This is a genomic window from Actinomadura terrae (genome assembly GCF_022751215.1).
Lineage (GTDB): Bacteria > Actinomycetota > Actinomycetes > Streptosporangiales > Streptosporangiaceae > Spirillospora > Spirillospora terrae.
Map to the genome: position 1 here is coordinate 812,640 of NZ_JAICDG010000004.1, position 19,524 is coordinate 832,163.

Consider the following 19,524-nt stretch of genomic DNA (forward strand, 5'->3'; position numbering starts at 1 on the left):
ATCGGGGCCGTGGTGCGGGAAAACGACCCCCGCCGTCCCGAGGCGGCCCCGGCGGGCGGCCCTTGGGCGGACGTGGCGTGAGAACGGTCAAACGCGCGGTCGCGCTGGCCGCTCTCCTGCCCTGCATCATGACGGCGCCGACGATCACGGCCCCCGCCGGAGCGTCCCACCTCCAGGCGCCCCAGACCACGACGTCCCAACCGGAGGCCTCCCAGCCGGAGGCGCTCGCGCAGCCGGATCACCAACTCCCCCCGGACCAGGGACGGGCGCGCGCGCAGGTCGGCCTGGGGTTGACGAAGGTGAGCCCGAAGACCGTCCGGGAGAACTCGCGGATCGAACTCGCCGGCGTGGCCCAGAACCGTTCGGGGCACGAACTCTCGGGGCTGACGATCCGGATGCGGTACCGGCAGCAGCCGATCACGAGCCGCGGCGAGCTGGACCAGATCGCGGCCGGGCAGCCGTCGGCCCTGCCCGGGTACGGCCGCGCGGTCCCGCTTCCCCAGGCCGCCGCGTCCGGGGGCAGGCAGAACTGGGCGTTTCGGACCACGACGAAGTCCCTCGGGCTGCGGGCCCCGGGCGGCGCGCCGGGCGTCTACCCGGTGGGCGTCGAGGTGCTGAACTCCGCCCAGCAGGTCGTGGGCGGCATGACGACATTCCTGACCTTCGCCCCGAAGACCGCGAACTACAAGAAGGTCGCGGTCGGCTGGGTCTGGCCGCTGATCGATCGGCAGCACCGCGCGAACGACCGGACGTTCCTGGACGACCAGCTCCGCAAGGACGTCGCGGCCGGCGGCCGGCTGAACGGGCTCGTCAGCGCCGCCGCGACGACCGACACCCCGATCACCTGGGGAATCGACCCCGCGCTGCTGGACGACGTCCGGCAGATGTCCGAGCACGACTACGCGGTGAAGGCGCCGGGGGCGAAGCCGGGCGGCGACAAGCGCAAGAGCGCCGAGGCGGCCGCCTGGCTGAGCACGCTGAAGCAGGCGACGAAGGGCGACCCCTACTTCACCGTCCCGTATGCGGACCCGGACGTCCTGGCGCTGGTCCGGCACAAGATGACGCGCGACGTCCAGATCGGCTACGACCCGAGGAACACCGGTCTCGTGTCGCGGGAGCTCGGACGTCCGGCCGACGCCCACATCGCGTGGCCCGCGCTGGGCCTCGCCGGTCCGGACACCCTCGACCTGCTCGCGAAGCTCGCCCTGAAACAGGGCGGGTCCTTCCTGATGAGCAGCCAGCACTTCCAGCCGCCGCCGACGGGCGGGCCGTCGAACGCGGTCACGACGATCCCGACGTCCACCCAGGGCACCAAGAAGGCCCTGCTCTACGACGACAAGCTCAACGAGATCGTCAGCAGCCCGTCGCGGTCGTCCTACAGCGCGCTGCTGACCGAGCAGCGCTTCCTCGCCGAGACCGCGATGATCGCCGGGGAGACGCCGAACGTCCAGCGCGCCGTGATCGTCGCTCCGGACCGGAACTGGAACCCCGCCCCCGGACTCGCCCGGAACCTGCTGTACCTCAGCGGCCACTCGCCGTGGCTGAGCCCGACGGCGCTCGGCAAGTTCGAAACGGCGCAACCGCAGACCCGGACGTTCAACGGCGTCGGACAGAAGTACGAGCGGTACGAGCTCGGCCTCCCCTACCTCAGCCAGGTCCGGAACATCGCCCGGCGCGCCGCGTCCTTCCAGGCCGTGCTGGTCCCCCCGGTCACCATCTCCTACGAGCGCGCCCTGCTCCGCGCGGAGTCGACGTCCTGGCGCTCCCACGGCGAACGCGCGAAACGCGCCAGAGACGAGCTTTCGGACGAACTCGCCCGGGAGATGGACAAGGTCCGGATCGTCACCACCAAGAACAGACGCGCGAACATGGCGGGCAGCTCCGGACGGCTGCCCGTGACCGTCGAGAACAAGCTGCGCGGGCAGCGGGTCAAGGTGCGGCTCAGCGCCACCTCGGCCAACAGCGCCAAGCTCCGGCTCGGACGGCTCGGCCCGGACGAGGAGATCATCGAACTCCGGCCGGGCGAGGTCGTCCAGCGCTGGATCCCGGCCCAGGCGGCAGGAAACGGCAACTTCCCCGTTCACCTGCAACTGGAGATCCCCGAATCGAACGGCAGAAGGTTCGGCAAGGGCGTGGACATCACCGTCCGCACCACCGGGTATGGGCGTCTCGCCCTCCTCATCACGAGCGGCGGACTTGCCGTACTCTTCGTGGGCGTCGGAGTGCGGGCCATCAGAGCAAGGCGCCGCCGGAAATCGGAGGCAGCCGGTGTCGGGTCGACCGGAATGGGACCAGCAACACCCGGAGGACCAGGGAGCGGATTCCCCGGCCCCGACTTCCCCGGGCCAGCAGGCCCAGCCGGACCCATGGGCCCCGCAGACCCCTCCGGCCCCGGCCCCTCCGGCTCAGGCCCCGGCCCCGCAGGCCCCTCCGGACCCTCGGGCCCCTCGCAACCCTCGAACCCCTCCGGGCCCGCCGCGGCGTCCGGCCCCCGCGCCGAACCCTGGCCAGGCCCCCTACCAGGGATATCCGACCCCGCCTTCCCAGAATCAGCCGGGCGGACAGGGCACGCCCATGGGCCGTCCTCCGGCCTACCCGGCGACGCCGCCCCAGGCTCCGGGCCGTCCGCAACCCCCGCGCCGAACGGAACAGAACCCGGGCTGGACGCCTCCGCCGGCCCAGGGGCGTCCGCAGAATCCTGGACGTCCTCCTGGTCAGAACCGGCCGAACCAGCCCCAGGGACGCCCAGGACAGGGTCCGCCCCAAGGACGCCCGGGTCAGGGCCCGCCCGCCGGGCCCCCGCAGGGCCCGCAGGCTCCTCGGACCCCAGGGCCACGACCCCAGAACCCATCGAGGCCGGGTCCGGGCGGGAACCAGCAGAACTGGATACCTCCTTCAACACCGGAGCCTGGTGGACGAGCGACACCACCGGGTCGTCCGGGGCAGGCGCCTCCCCCGAACCAGGGCTACCCGGGACAGATGGGTGGCCAAGCGCCGAACCAGGGCCACCCGGGGCGAGTAGCTGGCCAAGCTCCGAACCAAGCGCACCGTGGGCCGAGGGGTGGCCAAGCTCCGAACCAAGGCCGTCCGGGGCAGATGGGCGGCCAAGCTCCGAATCAAAACTATCCGGGACAGAGGCCTGGACAAGCTCCGAACCAGGGCCGTCCAGGACAGATGGGTGGACAAGGCCCGAACCAGGGCTTCCCGGGCCCACAGGCCCCGGGACGGCAGACCCCGGGCCCGCGATCGACGAATTCCCCCGGACACCGGAACCCGGTCCACCCCCCTCCGGCGGGCGGCCCACCGGCAAACATCGCGGCGAGGACCGCGACTGACTTCCCGGTGCCGGGCCGTCCGTCGTCGGAGACCGTCGTGGACGTCCCGCCCGGGGGAGACGACGAAAAGGGCGGCGCGTCCGGCATCCTGAAGTCGGGCGCGGTGATGGCCATAGGCACGCTCGCGTCCCGCGTCACCGGCTTCCTGCGCACCGCCATGCTCGTCGCCGCCCTCGGCGTCGGCGCGCTGGCGGACGCCTACAACACCGCGAACACCGTCCCGTTCATCGTCTACGACCTGCTGCTCGGCGGCGTCCTGACCGCCGTGGTCGTACCGCTGATCGTCCGCGCGCGCGAACGCGACCCCGCCTACGGCGACCGCTACGAGCAGCGCCTGTTCACCCTGGCCGTCCTAGGCCTCGCGCTGATCACCGTCGTCGCGGTGCTGCTCGGCCCCGTCTTCATCTCGATCTACGGCGGCGCGATGGAGGGCGAGCAGCGCGACCTCGCCGTCCTGTTCGCGCGCCTCTTCGCCGTGCAGATCTTCTTCCTCGGCGTCAGCGCGTTCTCCGGAGCGATCCTCAACACCCGCAAGCGGTTCGGCGCCCCGATGTGGGCGCCGGTGCTCAACAACATCGTGATCTGCGGGACGGCCGGCGCGTTCCTGCTGGTCAGCACCGGAACGGTCACGCCCGGCTCGATCACGGGCGCCGAGGTGACCCTCCTCGCGGGCGGCACCATCGGCGGCATGGCGCTCCAGACCCTGGCGCTCTGGCCGTCCCTGCGCGGCTCCGGCTTCCGCTGGCGTCCCCGCCTCGACTTCCGCAAGGGCGAACTCGGCCAGATGGGCCGCATGGCCGTCTGGACGCTCAGCTACGTCATCATCACCCAGGTCGGATTCGCGGTCACGACGTCCCTCGGCAACGCGGCCGGCGTCCTCGGCCGCAAGGAGCACCTCGGCGACGTCGGATACACCCCCTACTTCAACGCCTACCAGCTCTTCCAGCTCCCCTACGCGATCATCGGCGTCTCGGTGATCACCGCCCTGCTGCCCCGGATGAGCGAGCACGCCGCCGCGAACCGGATGGGCGAGGTCCGCGACGACTTCTCCAGCGGCCTCCGCCTCTGCTCAGTGATCATCCTGCCCGCCGCCGCCCTGATGGCGACGCTCGCCGGCGAGATCACCACCGTCCTGTTCGCACACGGCCAGACCACCGCCTCCAACGCCCAGGTCATCGCGAACGTCCTGGAGATGTTCTCGATCGCCCTCGTCCCGTTCGCCGCGTACCAGCTCATGCTGCGCGTCTTCTACGCCATGCAGGACACCCGCACCCCCGCCTTCGTCAGCATCGCCGTCGTCATCACCAACATCACCATGGCCTTCGCCGCCTACAAGACCCTGCCCACCGACAAGATCATCGTGGGCATCGCCGCCGGTTTCGCCCTGGCCCAGACGGTGGGCGCCTTCGTCGGCTGGGCCATCCTCCGCCGCCGCCTGGGCGGCATGGACGGCCGCCGCATCGCCCTCACCTACCTCAAGCTGGCCGTGGCCATCTGGCCCCTGGTCGGCTTCGCCTACGCCATCCACGCCGTGGTGGACGCGGCCCTGGGCGAAGGCCTCCTCCCCGGCCTGGCAACCCTGGTAGTAGGCAGCGCCGGAGGCGGCATCCTCTACCTGCTCTTCGCCAAACTCCTCCGGGTCGGCGAAGTCCAGACAATGCTCACCACCATCTCCTCCCGAATCCCAGGCCGCTAACCACCCCGCAAACCGCAAAAGCACCAAGCACCAGCACGCCAGGCCGCCCGACCAGAACAGCAACCACACGACCAAGCAGCCCAGCGAGCCAACGCATCACCAAGGCCCACCTACCGACTGATTCAGCAGGGCAGTAAGCCGATCGAGCAGTACGGCGGGCCGAGGAATCTGGGCGATCGAGCAGCGCAGCGCGCCAACGGAGCAGAACGGCGGCCGCCAAACAGAGCCGCAGGACGAAAAGCGGGATCTACTGAGCGGGACACCCGCCGACCAGGCGCGCCGCGCGTGGGACCCGCAAGCGTGGGCGAAGCCGGAGGCGCTGGGGGTGGACGAGGTCCGCGAGCGGGTGCCCGGCCGGTGAACGCGAACGCCGAACCCTCCCCGTTTGCGCGTCGATCACCGAGCGGTCCCCGCTGTGGCACGACGGCCGATAGACCAAGTCAGCAGAATGGCGAGGGGCCGCAAAATCGGGCCGTTGGTCGCTTGGGCAGGGCAGCGGGACAACCGACAGCGACGGTTGCCGACAGCGCGAGCGCCGGGACGCCAGAACCGGGGCCACGGAGCCGAGGCTGCGAGTAGGGCGGTGAGCCGGGCGACGGGCCGGCGGGTGATAGTGCGGTGAGCGACAGGGCGACAGGGCGACAGGGCGACTGAGCGACAGGGCGGCGGATGGCGGGACGGCGGATGGCGGGACGGCGGGCCGCGAAGCGGCAGCCGACGGGGCCTTGAGCGACGGGGGCGGTGAGCGACCGGGCGGCGGGCGATGGAGCGGGGCGGCAGATCACGGAGCAGCGGGCGACAAGGCGCGCGGCGAGCGGCGGATGGGGGACGGCGGGCGGCGGAGCGGCACACGTCGGGGCCGGTGAGCGACAGGGCGGGCGGCGCGCGGCAGATGACGGGACGGTGAGCGACAGGGCGGCGGGCGATGGTGCGGGGCAACTGATGACGGGGCGGCGGGCGACAGCGCGAGCGGCGCGCGGCGGATGGCGGGACGGCGGGCTGCACGCGTCGGGGCGGCGAATGAGGAGGCGGCGGGCGACGGGCGGCGGATGGCGGGACGGGCGGGACGGCGGAGTAGCGGACGGCGGGGCGGCGGATGACGGACCGGGGGTGACAAGGCGATCGGCGAGCGGTGCGCGGCGGATGGCGGGAGGACGGACGGTGGGGCGGCGGGGCAGCGCGCGTCGGGCTGGCGGGCAACAGGACGGCGGACGACAGGACGGGCCGCGCGCGGCGGATGGCGGGAGGGCGGGCGGCGCAGCGGCACGCGGCGGGGCAGTGAGCGGCGGGGCGGCGTGCGGCGGGGCGGCGAATGATGGGACGGCGGGCTGCGGGGACGGCGGGCGGGGCGAGGGCGGGCGGGGCGACGGCGGATGGCGGTGGGGGGCGGTGGGCCGCGGTTGGGTGGGCGGCGGGGTGGTGGGGGTGGGGGAGGGACCGGTGGGGTTTGGGTGGGTGGTTGGTTGGGGCGTGTTCGTTGGGGGTGGGGTGGGTCAGGTGATCAAATGTGCTGGAAGGGTGGCTGGTCGGTTACCGGGTCCGGGCTGGTTGGTAAAGCGAGGCAAAGTACACAGGACGCGCGGCGATAAGGAGGCCACTCGTGCGAGTAGCCACTACCATGTGGGGGACTACGGCTTGCGGGGCGACACCCTGGGGAACGCAAAGAGGAGGGTCGGAGGCGTAAGCTGCCACGCCACGAACATGGGATCTGACCACCTGTGCAGGACGCTGCCTTGAGCACGTCAGTCATCGAGCCCGGCACACGTCTCGCCGGCCGCTACCGGCTTGAAAAGCGCATCAACGATTCGGGCGGATCGGCGCTTTGGAAGGCCATCGACGAGATCCTTGCCCGGGCCGTCGCCGTCCGCACGTTCGATCCCGAGTTCCCCCGCGTCGGCGAGGTCGTCACCTCGGCGCGCGCCGCCAGCCGGCTCACCGATCCGCGTCTGACCCAGGTGTTCGACGCCGACGACAGTGGTGAGAGCGCCTATGTCGTGAGCGAGTGGGTCGTCGGCGAGACGCTGGAGCAGATGCTCGGCAAGGCGCCGCTGGAGCCTGGACGCGCCGCGACGTTGCTGTACGAGGCGGCCGAGGCGATGGCCGCCGCGCACGCCGCCGGGTTGGCCCACCTGTGCCTCACCCCCCGTGACCTCGTCTGGACGACCGGCGGCACCGTCAAGCTCCTCGGTGTCGCCACCGACGCCGTGCTCGGCGACCGCTACGCCGACGACCCGGCGGCCGAGGACGTTCGCGGGCTCGGCCGCATGCTGTACGCGGCGCTCACCGCCCACTGGCCGGGCGACGAGGGTTCCGACCTGCCGCCCGCTCCCCAGGTCGGCGGCGTGCCCCAGGCTCCCCGGCAGGTACAGGCCGGGATCTCGCACGCGGTCGACGCGATCGTCTGCCGTTGCCTCGGCCTCGGCGAGGCCGAGCCGCTCACCACCCCCGCCGACCTGGCCAAGGCGTTGCGCGGTGTGCCGCGCACGCCGTTGCCGCTGTTCGCGGGCCTCGGCAACTCCCCGCCGCCGCCTCCGCGTCCCGCCCCGGTGGCCCCGCCGGCGCACAAGCACGCGGCGCCTCCGCCAGCCGGCCCGGCTCCCGCACGCCAGCGCCAGCATGCTGCCACCCGACCGGCCGCGCAGATCCCGGAACCGCGGGCCCGGGCCGAGCACGGCAACACCATGCCGCCCGCGCCCACCGCCCCGGCCGACGCCACGACGGGCATGCCGCGGCGTCCCGCCAACCGCGCGCTCCTCGGCGTCGCCGCCGCCGCGCTGACGGTCATCGTCGGCCTCGGCGCCTGGGCGCTCACCGACAAGGACTCGGGCCACGAGCCCAAGGGCGCCGGCGTCACCGATCCGAACAAGACGTCCGCGCCCCCCAAGCCGAGCGTGAGCAAGCTGGCCGTCCAGAACGTGACCGGTTTCGAGAAGCCGGTCGGCGGCCACCACGACCAGGCGTTCCAGCGGAACACCGATCTGGTCGTCGACGGGAAGCCGGGCACGACCTGGGAGACCCAGAGCTACGCCGACACCGAGTTCGGCAACTACTCCAGGGGCATCGGCGTCGTGCTCAACATGGGACGACCGGTCAAGATCTCCGGCATCAAGGTCCACACGCCCGAGGTCGGCGGCGTCCTACAGGTCAAGATCGGCAATTCGCCGTCCGGCGACCTGCGTCCCGTCGGCCGACAAGCGGGGACCGGCGGCGAACTGACGTTCTCCGTGAGCCCGCAGGTCTCCGGACAGTACATCCTCGTGTGGTTCACCAAGCTTCCCTCCTCGCTCAAGGGCAAGATCGGCGAAATCGCCGTCTACGGCACGGCGAGCTGACCGCCTCCGGCCCCTGATGGCCCAGCTCATAACCCGGCTCCCCCACTGACTCGGCACGCTTCTCTAACTCCGCTCCCACCTCCTCATTTCCGATCACTCCCGCTCTTCATGGGTTCGCCCCGCTCACCTACCCTGTGGCCTCCTCGAAGTCGGAGGGATGGATCTCGGGCCGGCAGGGTGCCCAGGCCCGCCCGAACCCGCTACGTTCATGGTCGAATATCTGCGTCGGCAAGAAAAGTGGAACGTCGTTCTGTGGATAAGCCGGGGCCGGGGGGCGTCATCCGGTGGAACAGGGCGTTCCCAGGACTGGGCAAGGGAACGGACGGGGGTCGCGAGCTGTGACGTGGAGTGGCGCTTGTCGGTATCGTGCCTGTAAACGGAACATCCCCTCCCCCCAGGAATCTGTGGTGTCTACCCCAGCAGCCGCGGCCGGTCGCGTAAGCCCGGCAACGACCGGGCAGCCCGGGCGTCCAGGACGAGAAAGCGGTCGCTCATGGCGTCGGTGAGCATGCGTCGTGTGGACGAGATGCCTGACAAGGAGCTCCTGGCCAGGCACGCCGAGGGGGACCCGCATGCGTTCGCCGAGCTGGTGCACCGGCACCGCGACCGCATGTGGGCGGTCGCGCTGCGGACGCTCGGCGACCCGGAGGAGGCGGCGGACGCCCTACAGGACGCGTGCCTTTCGGCGTTCCGCGCCGCCGCGCGCTTCCGTGGCGACGCGGCCGTCACCACGTGGCTGCACCGGATCGTCGTCAACGCGTGCCTCGACCGGATCAGGCGGAAGTCCGTCCGGCCCGCGACGCCGATGGGCGATGACGCGACGTTCGACGCCATCGCGCCGAAGATGCCCGACCCGACGGACGCGCACGGCGTGTCCCTTGACGTCCACAAGGCCCTCCTGCACCTGCCGTACGAGCAGCGTGCGGCGCTCGTCCTCGTGGACATGATGGGGTATTCGGTCGACGACGCGGCGAAGGTCCTGGAGGTGCCGCCCGGGACGATCAAGAGCCGTTGCGCGCGCGGACGGGCGAGGCTCGCCCCACTTCTCGTCCACCATCGGAACCGACGGGAGCCCAGGAACGTCGGAGGTGTGGAAGGAGGTGGCATGCCCAAATGAACCCCGCGCACCTTGACTACGACGTCCTGGCCGACCTGGCCGAAGGACTACTCGAAGACGACCAGGCCGCCTCCGTCAACGCGCACCTCGACACCTGCGCCGAATGCCGTGACCTGTCCGCCGACCTTGCGGACGTCTCCCGGATACTGGCGGAGGCACCCGTCCCGTCCATGCCCGCGGAGCTGGCCGAACGCATCGACTCCGCCATCGCGGCGGAGTCGCTGAACAACGCCACCGTCGTGAGCATGGAGCAGCGGCGCGGAAGGCGGCATTGGCGGATACTGTCGGCGGCGGCCGCTACGGTGGTCGTGCTCGGCGGCGGAGCGGTGGTTAGCAAGATCGCCCTGGACGAGTCGGACGGCGGCAGCCATCAGAGCGTCGCGCGGAGTCCCGTCCAGGACCCGGGCAAGAATCGGACGGCCTCCGGCGCGGCTCCGCAGTCGCCCTCCGGCCAGACCATGCTGAACGCCCCGTCCTATGTCGTCGCGCGTAGCGGCACCGACTACAACACCGATGACCTGGGACGCCAGGTCGACCGGCTGATAGGCGACCAGGAGCGGACGAAGCTCTACGGCGACCCGCCCGACCAGCGGCTCGCGGGCTGCGTCAACGGCGTCACCCGCGGAAGGGCACCCGCGCTCGTGGACCGGGCCACCTTCGAGGGCGAGCAGGCCACGGTGATCGCGATCCGTGGCGCCAAGCCGGGCAGCTGGAACGTCTGGGTCGTGGGGCCCGACTGCACCGCCCAGAATCCGCACATTCTCAAGCACGAACCGGCCTGATCGTCGTTCTGCGGCCGGCGGCTTCGCCCCTTGCCCGGGGCTCTTGATCACCTTTTGACGACCGGAAGGTCAGCACGGCCGTGGACGGCATGCTTTGGCATGCCGTCCACGGCCTTTCGCCGTGAGGTCAGCGGCTGCGGCTTGGGACGCGGGGCTCTCGTCCTTCGCCTGCCCGTCGCGGTTCGTGGGGCTGACCGCTGCGACTCCTGGGGCGGCTCGTGATCGCGCTCAAAACGGCGCTCTTCAGGTCAGAGCGGGGCCAGGAAGTCGAGGGCGACCGCCCAGGCGCGCTCGGCGGCCTCGGCGTCGTAGTCCGGCAGTTCGGGGTCGGTGAACAGGTGGCCGGCGCCGCGATACCGGAAGACCTCGACGTCCGCGCCCGCCTTGATCATCCGCAGGTACCAGGCGTTCACCCAGTCGACGGGCTCGTAGGTGTCCGGGTCGGCGACATGGAACTGCACCGGAATGTCGGTGGACGCGTCGTCCGCCAGGTCGGACGTACCGTGCATCAGCAGCAGACCGCGCGCTTTCTCGTCCGCCAGCGCCAGGTTCTGCGCGAGGGCGGCGCCGAGCGAGAACCCCGCGTACACCACGCCGCCCTCGACGGTCAGGGGCGCCGCAGCGGCGACCGCGCGACGCAGCAACTCGTCCCGGCCGATCTCCTCCTTGATCGCGATGCCCTCCTCGGCGGTGTCCACGGTGCGTCCGTCATAAAGATCCGGGACGTGGACCTCGTGCCCGGCGTCGCGCAGCAGATCCGCCGCCTGGTGGACGGCGGGACGGAGTCCGTACATCGAGTGGATAAGCAAGATACGAGCCATGCGCACAGCCTATGGGCAGATCAGCGGCTTCGCCGGGCTGCGGAAACGGGTGTCGGACGGGCCGCGCCGGCGTCCCATGCGTCTGCCGCGCGACATGACCTGAGCGGCGGTCGCATGCGTCGGAGGCCGTCCGGCGGGTGGCGCGAAGGGCGGCGGATGGCGGGCGGGCAGGGTTATCCACAGGGCTCGGTCGCTCGGGCAATGGGAATCCTTGGGGCTTAGGATCGGTTGTGGCGACTGGCAGGCCTGGTCGGGCCGGGACGAGCACCATCCGTGGGCGACAGAACGGGATGGAGCACGGGAGGCGGACACCGTGGCGGCCAACGAGAGATCGTCCGGCACCAAGGCCAACGAGGAGAGGCACAGAACAGTGAGCGACGTCCGTAACGTCATCGTCATCGGCTCGGGCCCCGCGGGCTACACCGCCGCGATCTACGCGGCCCGCGGTGACCTGAAGCCGCTGGTGTTCGAGGGGTCTGTGACCGCCGGTGGTGCGCTGATGAACACCACCGACGTGGAGAACTTCCCCGGGTTCCCCGATGGCGTCATGGGCCCCGACCTCATGGACAACCTGCGCAAGCAGGCCGAGCGGTTCGGCGCCGAGCTGATCACCGACGATGTCACCGAGGTCGACCTGACCGCCGACCCGAAGGTCGTGAAAGTCGGCGACGAGACCTACCTCGCGCGGGCCGTGATCGTCGCCACCGGCTCCGGCTACCGTGAGCTGGGCCTGGAGAACGAGAAGCGCCTGTCCGGACGGGGCGTCTCGTGGTGCGCGACCTGTGACGGCTTCTTCTTCCGCGAGCAGGACATCGCCGTCGTCGGCGGTGGCGACACCGCGATGGAAGAAGCGATCTTCCTGACCAAGTTCGCCCGCTCGGTCACGGTGATCCACCGTCGGAACGAGCTGCGCGCGTCCAAGATCATGCAGGAGCGCGCGTTCGCCAACGAGAAGATCAAATTCCTGTGGGACAGCGAGGTCGTCGAGGTCCACGGCGACGACCGCATCACCGGTGTCCAGACGCGCAACGTCAAGACCGGCGAGGAGAGCCGGCTGGACGTCACCGGACTGTTCATCGCGATCGGCCACGACCCGCGCAGCGAACTGTTCGCCGGGCAGCTCGAAACCGACACCGACGGCTACCTGCTCGTGGACGCGCCCACGACGAAGACGAAGATCCCCGGGGTGTTCGCCTGCGGCGACGTGGTCGACCACATCTACCGCCAGGCGATCACCGCCGCCGGCAGCGGGTGCGCGGCCGCGATCGACGCCGAGCACTGGCTCCAGGACCAGGACGCCGCCGAGACCGTCCCCCAGCTCTGACCAAGACTCGGCACCCCGGACGCACGGCGCACAACCGCGTAACACGAGCGCGACGCACGCCACGACGGTCGCGCGCGGTGCCGGGCGGCGACGCATGAACGCCCCGGACGTCCGCAGGAGCCGTCGCGTCCGGCGACGTCGCGTCCGGACCTCGGCACAGGCACGACGCCCGGCCGAGTCGTCGCCGGACCAGACGACGACACGGCCGGCGCGTCGTCTCCCCGACGTCGCGCCCGGGGTAGCCGGACGGACATGAGCCAGACCCGACCAACCCCGGCAGTCGGTCGCCAGGCACCGCAACGACCCACCGACAAAGCGACACGACCGAGCAGGCAGACGGGCGTCCTCGCCTTAGCCCGGACTAGCTGCACAGGCTCAGGCCAGAGCCGACGCAACCCAGACAGCCCGTCGCCGTCTATCGCCAGGCACCGCAACTGCCGATCGGCCACGCGGCGAAGCGACACGGCCATGCTGGTCGACGACAACAGCCGAGACGTCCTCGCCCCTTGCCCGCTCCGCCCTGCAACAGGCACATGTGCGACGCCCCGTACCGAAACCGGCCAGGCGACGCTTGGGCCTGCGCAAGAAGAATCCGTAGCCCAACCACCACACAGCCGCCGCGTCGCCCGTCACTCCCTGCGCACTCCCGCCCGCGACATCACGTCCGGACCCGCCCAGCGAACAAGAAGATGACGTGGCCGAACCTTCGTACGCCCAGGCGACAACACAGCCACGCGCCGTCGCCCGTCGCGCGTCACGTCCGCCACGCAACCTCACCCCGGCGACAGCACATCCGGACCGGCCGGGCGAGATGGCCGAGTAGGCAGACGACCACGGCCGGATCTGCGAAGGCGAAGCCCGTGCAGCCCAGGCGACAGCAGGGACCGGAGCAACGGGACACGACCGTCCGAGCGCGGGGTCACTGGCGAGGGCACGCAGGTCGTCGACACCGAATTTCCGTGATCGCCACGGCAGGCCGGTGCGGCAGCGGCTCCATCCGTCCACTGCCGAAGGGCCGAGACGCGCCGCCGCAGCGCCTTCTTGCCAGCAAGGCCCCCCAGGAACCCTGGGGCAGACGAGCGACCGCCGCCTAGACAGCGCCGTCGCGCAGCCGATCAGCTGTCGCCTGGGGATGCGAGACGTCGCTCCCGCGCCGCCGCCCGTCGTTCCGTCGCCCCCTCGCGCCGTCGTCCTGGCGTCCTGGCGTCCTGGCGTCCAGCCTCCCCGCGCCCCGTCGTCCGACATCCGTCGGCCCGGCGTTGGGGTCCGGTGACCGAGGTCAGGTCTCGGGCGTCCGGTGACCGAGGTCCGGCGTCCGGGGTCCGGCGTCCGGGGGTCCGGGGGTCCGGAGACCGGACAGTGCCGCCCGCGCGGAGGGGCGACACCTCATCGGCGCCAAGGTTGAGCCGATCACGGTCGTCGCCCGCGTCGGCGCACTTGTCCGGCTCGGCGGCCCCCACCACGAGGGGTCGCCACCTGGGAGGGGAAGTAGATCACCCCGAGGCCGTTGAGATCCTCAGGCGCTGCACCGTGTGGCATCTGGCCGTAGTTGGTGGCGCGCTGCGTCCTCTAGCGGAGACCTCCGACCTCGGCCGGAGGGTCGGTCGGTCGTGGGGGCTTGGAGGAACCTGGTCTGTCACATGTCGGCGATGAGTTTGTCGACGCGTTCGTCGATGGAGCGGAAGGGGTCCTTGCACAGGACGGTGCGCTGGGTCTGGTCGTTGAGCTTCAGATGCACCCAGTCGACGGTGTAGTCGCGGCGCTTCTCCTGCGCCGCGCGGATGAACTCGCCGCGCAACCGGGCGCGGGTGGTCTGCGGCGGTACCGACTGGGCCTGGACGATGTCCGCCTCCCGCGCCACGCGCTCTACCGAGCCGCGCTTGTCCAGGAGGTAGTACAAACCGCGATCGCGGCGCACGTCGTGGTAGGCCAGATCGAGCTGCGCCACCCGCGGCGAGGACAGCGCCAGGTCGTACTTGCGACGGTACCGCTCGATGAGCTGGTACTTGGTCACCCAGTCGATCTCTCGGGCCACCAGGTCGAGGTCGCCGGTCTCCACCGCACGCAGGGTCCGCTCCCACAGCTCCAGCACGCGCAGCGCCACCGCGTCGCCGCCGCGTCGGTCGATGAAGTCCTTGGCTTTGCCGAGGTACTCCTTCTGAATCTCCAGTGGGCTTACCTCGCGGCCGTTGGCCAGCCGGAGCTTGCGGCGTCCGGTGGTGTCGTGGCTGACCTCGCGGATCGCCCGGATCGGGTTCTCCAGCGTCAGGTCGCGTATCACCACCCCGGCCTCGATCATCCGCAGCACCAGGTCGGTCGCGCCGACCTTCAGCAGCATCGTCGTCTCGCTCATGTTCGAGTCGCCGACGATCACGTGCAGCCGACGGAACCGCTCGGCATCACCGTGCGGCTCGTCGCGGGTGTTGATGATCGGTCGCGACCGCGTCGTCGCCGACGACACGCCCTCCCAGATGTGCTCGGCCCGCTGCGACACGCAGTAAACCGCGCCCCGCGGGGTCTGGAGCACCTTCCCGGCGCCGGCGATGAGCTGTCGGGTCACCAGATAGGGGAGCAGAGCATCCACCAAGCGCCCGAACTCGCCCTGGCGGCCGATGCAGTAGTTCTCGTGGCAGCCGTAGGAGTTGCCGGCCGAGTCGGTGTTGTTCTTGAACACATAGATCTCCCCGGCGATGCCCTCCTCACCCAGTCGCCGCTCGGCATCGACCTGAAGCTCCTCCAAGATCCGCTCGCCCGCCTTGTCGTGGGTCACCAGTTCGGCGACGCTGTCGCACTCGGGCGTGGAGTACTCGGGGTGGCTGCCTACATCGAGGTAGAGCCGCGCGCCGTTGCGGAGGAACACATTGCTGCTGCGGCCCCACGACACCACCCGCCGGAACAGGTAACGCGCCACCTCATCGGGTGACAACCGCCGCTGACCGCGGAAGGTACAGGTGACGCCGTACTCGTTCTCAAGCCCGAAGATGCGCCTGTCCACACACGCGAGCGTATGCGCCCCAAGGCCCAGATGGCAGTCCCCCCAGCGCCTGCTCCACCACCGCACAACCAATGCTCCGTGGTCCACCCGGGCGTCACGGGCTTCATCTCTGGACGGCGACCACGTCCTCGACCAGCATGGAACGCGGCACAGCCGTCAACGACAGCGCCGCGCCCGGCGATCCCGCGGCGCCGGAATCCAACGACCCAAGAACCACACGTCCGAACCTTCATCCCCGCTGCCCACCGATCAGCCCCGCGACCCGTCCGCCAGCCAGTACTTAGGCGACCGCTCCCAAGGACAAGCCCCGCCACCAGCGCTTCCGGGCGCCTGCCAGCACCGCCGACAACACAAGCACCACACAGCCCGACCACCCACACAAGCGCCCGGGTCACCCCACGCCCCAGGGCGAACCGCCCAACTCGCTGATGCGAACAACCACGAGCCATGCGACGCCACGAAGATCCGTCCCACGCGCCGGCCCAAGTGCGCGTCCCGGACGGCCACTCCCCGCGACGCCGCCCGGTTATGAGGTCAGCCCGCCGAAGACGATCAGCCTTTCGGCTCGGGCTGCCTCAACGATGCGCTCGGCACTCACAGCGTGCCCAGTCGGTTTCCAGTCCCTGCCGTCCTGCACGGCAATTCCGCGAAAGCACATCGGCATCGCCGGCCGCTGCCCTCGCCCCACGCCATCGAACAAAACGGCTCAGACTGTCTCAGACGGGTCGGAGCGCACCTTCCGGAGTCATGGAGCCTAGGAGCCTCTCCAGAGCCACCTCGACGTCCTCACGCCATGAGAGGGCGGACTTCAGCTCCAACCGCAGCCGCGGATAGCGGTGATGCGGACGGATGGTCTTGAACCCGACCGAGAGGAGATAGTCGGCGGGCACCATGCATCCACCGATCTCCTCGCCGCCCTTGAGATCGCCGAACGCCTCGATGGCCTTGACCGCGCGCCGGGTGAGGTCCTTCGCGACGCCCTGGACGAGCATCCGGCCGAGCCCGCCGCCCGAGAACTCGGGCAGGATGTGCGCGGTCATCAGCAGCACCGCGTCCGCGCTCACGGGACTTGTCGGGAACGCCACCGATCGCGGGACATACAGCGGCGGCGCGTACAGCACGAACCCGGCCGGGACGTTGTCGACATAGACGAGCTTGCCGCAACTGCCCCACTCCAGCAGCGTGGACGAGATCCACGCCTCCTTCTCAAGGCCGGAGTCGCCGCTCTCCAACGCCCGATCGCGGCTGACGGGGTCCAATTCCCAGAAGACACAGCCGCGACAGCGATGCGGCAGATCGTCCAGGTTGTCCAACGTGATGTTGACGAGTCGACGCGACACCGGGTCGGCACCCCCCTGTTGCGAGCCTCGCCCGCCTGGACGAGGCCTCCGAGGTGCCGCGCGAACGCGGTCCTTTCCGTGGGCCTTTCAGGCGGAACGCCACTCCGCGGAAATCCCCGGCAACCCTCCGGGACCCTCCGGCATCGTATCGGACGAGGATCTCCCTGCCCCCGCTCAGCACACCCCGCCGGGGCACGGCTTCGTAAAGCCGGGCAAAGCGAGCAACCACTCCGAAAGACATGGCAACCAGAGCCACCAGGCGGCACCATCCGGGCCCGCCCTGGCACGTCCCGGAAGGCAGCCGGCACGGACCACAGAACCCCAGAACACCTCGTCCAGCGAGTACGCACCCACCCCAAACAGGATCTCCAGTGCGGGTTCGCCGGAAGATCCCGAGGCCGATGCCGTAGTTTGCAGGGAAGTCAGCCCACTTCGGAGGTGCCTCGTGGAACAGCACTCGCGGACAGATGCCTACAGCGATCGCTACGCCGCCCGTGCCGCCGGCATGGTCCCGTCGGAGATCCGGGCTCTGTTCGCGATGGTCGCCCGCCCGGAGGTCGTCTCCCTCGCGGGCGGCGCGCCCTATGTCTCGGCGCTCCCCCTCGACGCGGTCGGCGCGATGATCGGCGAGCTCGTCGCGGGCAAGGGCGCGGAGGTGTTGCAGTACGGCTCGGCGCAGGGGGACGAGACGCTGCGCGAGCACATCTGCGAGGTGATGTCCCTCGAAGGCGTCCGGGCGTCCGCGGACGATGTGGTCGTGACGGTCGGCGCGCAACAGGCGCTCGACCTCATCACGAAGATCTTCGTGGACCCGGGCGATGTGATCCTCGCCGAGGCGCCGTCCTATGTCGGAGCACTCGGCACATTCGCCGCGTACCAGGCGGACGTCGTCCACGTCCCGCTGGACGAGGGCGGCCTCATCCCGTCCGCGCTCCGCGAGACCCTCGCCCGCCTCCGCAAGGAAGGTCGCAGGGTCAAGTTCCTCTACACCGTCCCGACCTTCCAGAACCCGGCGGGCGTCACGCTCACCCCGGCCCGCCGCGCCCAGATCCTCGAGATCTGCGCCGAGCACGACGTACTGATCGTCGAGGACAACCCGTACGGCCTCCTCGGGTTCGACGGCGAACCGATGCGCGCCCTCCGCGCGGACGAGGCCGAGCGCGTCATCTACCTCGGATCGTTCTCCAAGACGATCGCCTCCGGCCTCCGCGTCGGCTGGGTGCTGGCGCCGCACGCCGTCCGCGCCAAACTGGTCCTGGCCGCCGAGTCCGCGATCCTGTGCCCGTCGAACTTCTCGCAGCTCGCCGTCCGTGAGTACCTCGCCACCCAGCCGTGGCGCGAGCAGATCAAGGACTTCCGGGAGCTGTACCGGGCGCGGCGTGACGCGATGCTGGACTCTCTTGACCAACTCATGCCGGACGGCTGCTCCTGGACGCGCCCCGCCGGCGGCTTCTTCGTCTGGCTGACGCTCCCCGAGGGGCTCGACTCCAAGGCGATGGCACCGCGCGCGATCGCCGATCGCGTCGCCTACGTCCCCGGCACCGGCTTCTACGCCGACGGCGCCGGACACCGTCACATGCGGCTGTCCTACTGCTTCCCCGAACCGCACCGCATCCGCGAGGGCGTCCGGCGCCTGGCGGCGGTGGTGGAACAGGAGATCAGGCTGCGAGACACTTTTGGTGGGGCGGCTCAGCGCGGCTCCACCGGTGTTCACACCCCGGGGCCGGACGTCGTCTGAACCCTATGTTTCACGTGAAACGCGTCGGGGCTGCCCCGGCGCGTTTTCATACGTCTGAAGGGCAACTGCATTGGAACTCGGGCATGTCGTCGTACTCGCCGGGGGGCTGTCCTATGAGCGCGAGGTCTCGCTTCGTTCTGGACGTCGCGTCGCGGAGGCCCTGCGCACCCTCGACATCCCCGTCGAGCTTCGCGACGCCGACGCCACCCTCCTCGACTCGCTGACCGACGATCCGCCGGACGCCGTCTTCCCCGTCCTGCACGGCGCCGCGGGGGAGGACGGCTCGATTCGCGACGTCCTCGAACTCCTCGACATCCGCTATGTCGGCGCCCGCCCCGACGCGTGCCGGATCGCCTGGGACAAGCCCACCGCCAAGTCCGTTGTGCGCCGCGCTGGCCTACGGACCCCCGAGTCGGTCGCGCTGCCGAAGGAGGTCTTCCACGATCTCGGCGCCGCCTCCGTGCTCGACCAGATCGTCCGGAGCCTCGGGCTGCCCCTCTTCGTCAAGCCGACCCGCGGCGGCTCCGCGCTCGGCGCGTCCATCGTCAACGAGGCGTCCGACCTGTCGGCCGCCATGGTCGGCTGCTTCGCCTACGGCGACGCCGCACTCGTCGAGCGCTGCATCTCCGGCACGGAAGTCTCGGTCAGTGTCATCGAACGCCACGGCCAACCGACCGCCCTCCCCGCCGTCGAGATCGTCGCCCCCGGCGGCAAGTACGACTACACCGCCCGCTACGACGCCGGCGACACCGAGTTCATCACCCCCGCCCGCCTCACCCCCGACGCTGCCAAACGCGCGACCGCCGCCGCCGTGACCGCCCACCGCGCGCTCGGCCTACGCGACCTCTCCCGGACGGACCTCATCGTCGACGAGGACGGCGAGGTCCACTTCCTCGAAGTCAACGTCGCCCCCGGCATGACGGAGACGAGCCTCCTCCCCCGCGCCGTCAGCGTCGCCGGCCTCGACCTCGGCGAGGTCTGCCGCGATCTGATCCTCGCCCACTTCTAGGTGACCCCGCCACGCCGCCCCGATGTTTCCCGTGA

Annotated in this window: 12 protein-coding genes; 9 read left to right on the forward strand and 3 right to left on the reverse strand. The window is 70.7% G+C overall.

The window, feature by feature from the left end; translation table 11 throughout:
- Window positions 1–77 precede the first annotated feature (77 nt).
- The 6 genes from K2F47_RS28345 to K2F47_RS28370 all read left to right on the forward strand — a co-directional run bounded on the left by K2F47_RS28345 (window position 78) and on the right by K2F47_RS28370 (window position 10,262).
- Window positions 78–3,335, forward strand: a complete 3,258-nt coding sequence (locus K2F47_RS28345; protein ID WP_242908632.1) for a DUF6049 family protein — start codon at window positions 78–80, stop codon at window positions 3,333–3,335.
- 7 nt (window positions 3,336–3,342) lie between these two features.
- Entirely contained in the window at window positions 3,343–5,031 is a 1,689-nt protein-coding gene (murJ, locus tag K2F47_RS28350; protein WP_242908633.1) for a murein biosynthesis integral membrane protein MurJ, read from the forward strand.
- Window positions 5,032–6,163: 1,132 nt separating this feature from the next.
- Window positions 6,164–6,313, forward strand: a complete 150-nt coding sequence (locus K2F47_RS28355) for a hypothetical protein (protein WP_242908634.1) — start codon at window positions 6,164–6,166, stop codon at window positions 6,311–6,313.
- Between the two features lie 451 nt (window positions 6,314–6,764).
- Entirely contained in the window at window positions 6,765–8,363 is a 1,599-nt protein-coding gene (locus K2F47_RS28360) for a protein kinase family protein (RefSeq protein ID WP_242908635.1), read from the forward strand.
- Window positions 8,364–8,871: 508 nt separating this feature from the next.
- On the forward strand, window positions 8,872–9,480 hold the full coding sequence (sigM, locus tag K2F47_RS28365) for an RNA polymerase sigma factor SigM (protein ID WP_242883905.1): 609 nt from the start codon (window positions 8,872–8,874) through the stop codon (window positions 9,478–9,480).
- Window positions 9,477–10,262 (forward strand): anti-sigma factor family protein, encoded by a 786-nt coding sequence (locus tag K2F47_RS28370; RefSeq protein ID WP_242908636.1) that lies wholly within the window; start codon window positions 9,477–9,479, stop codon window positions 10,260–10,262. Before sigM ends, K2F47_RS28370 begins: the two co-directional genes overlap by 4 nt.
- Before the next feature lie 248 nt (window positions 10,263–10,510).
- On the opposite strand, the gene K2F47_RS28375 is transcribed toward K2F47_RS28370, so the two are convergent.
- Entirely contained in the window at window positions 10,511–11,083 is a 573-nt protein-coding gene (locus K2F47_RS28375; RefSeq protein ID WP_242908637.1) for a dienelactone hydrolase family protein, read from the reverse strand.
- Between the two features lie 370 nt (window positions 11,084–11,453).
- On the opposite strand from K2F47_RS28375, the gene trxB reads away from it, so the two are divergent.
- Window positions 11,454–12,407, forward strand: coding sequence for a thioredoxin-disulfide reductase (gene trxB / locus K2F47_RS28380; protein ID WP_242908638.1), 954 nt, complete (start codon window positions 11,454–11,456; stop codon window positions 12,405–12,407).
- 1,636 nt (window positions 12,408–14,043) lie between these two features.
- Here trxB and pafA read toward each other — a convergent pair.
- Together pafA and K2F47_RS28390 are read right to left on the reverse strand one after the other, a co-directional pair.
- Window positions 14,044–15,402: a Pup--protein ligase gene (gene pafA, locus K2F47_RS28385; protein WP_242908639.1), complete on the reverse strand. Its 1,359-nt coding sequence runs from the start codon at window positions 15,400–15,402 to the stop codon at window positions 14,044–14,046.
- Window positions 15,403–16,118: 716 nt separating this feature from the next.
- The gene (locus K2F47_RS28390) at window positions 16,119–16,661 is read right to left on the reverse strand and encodes a GNAT family N-acetyltransferase (RefSeq protein WP_242908640.1); all 543 of its coding nucleotides are present in this window, start codon (window positions 16,659–16,661) and stop codon (window positions 16,119–16,121) included.
- A 586-nt stretch (window positions 16,662–17,247) separates the two neighbouring features.
- Here K2F47_RS28390 and K2F47_RS28395 point away from each other — a divergent pair.
- Together K2F47_RS28395 and K2F47_RS28400 are read left to right on the forward strand one after the other, a co-directional pair.
- On the forward strand, window positions 17,248–18,480 hold the full coding sequence (locus K2F47_RS28395; RefSeq protein WP_242908820.1) for an aminotransferase-like domain-containing protein: 1,233 nt from the start codon (window positions 17,248–17,250) through the stop codon (window positions 18,478–18,480).
- Between the two features lie 70 nt (window positions 18,481–18,550).
- The gene (locus K2F47_RS28400; protein WP_242908641.1) at window positions 18,551–19,489 is read left to right on the forward strand and encodes a D-alanine--D-alanine ligase family protein; all 939 of its coding nucleotides are present in this window, start codon (window positions 18,551–18,553) and stop codon (window positions 19,487–19,489) included.
- Window positions 19,490–19,524: the final 35 nt, after the last annotated feature.

Excerpts from the sequence above, each read along its gene's own strand:
- K2F47_RS28375 (WP_242908637.1), bottom strand. The coding sequence starts at position 11,083 with ATGGCTCGTATCTTGCTTATCCACTCGATGTACGGACTCCGTCCCGCC.
- K2F47_RS28395 (WP_242908820.1), top strand. The coding sequence starts at position 17,248 with ATGGTCCCGTCGGAGATCCGGGCTCTGTTCGCGATGGTCGCCCGCCCG.
- sigM (WP_242883905.1), top strand. The coding sequence starts at position 8,872 with ATGCGTCGTGTGGACGAGATGCCTGACAAGGAGCTCCTGGCCAGGCAC.
- K2F47_RS28370 (WP_242908636.1), top strand. The coding sequence starts at position 9,477 with ATGAACCCCGCGCACCTTGACTACGACGTCCTGGCCGACCTGGCCGAA.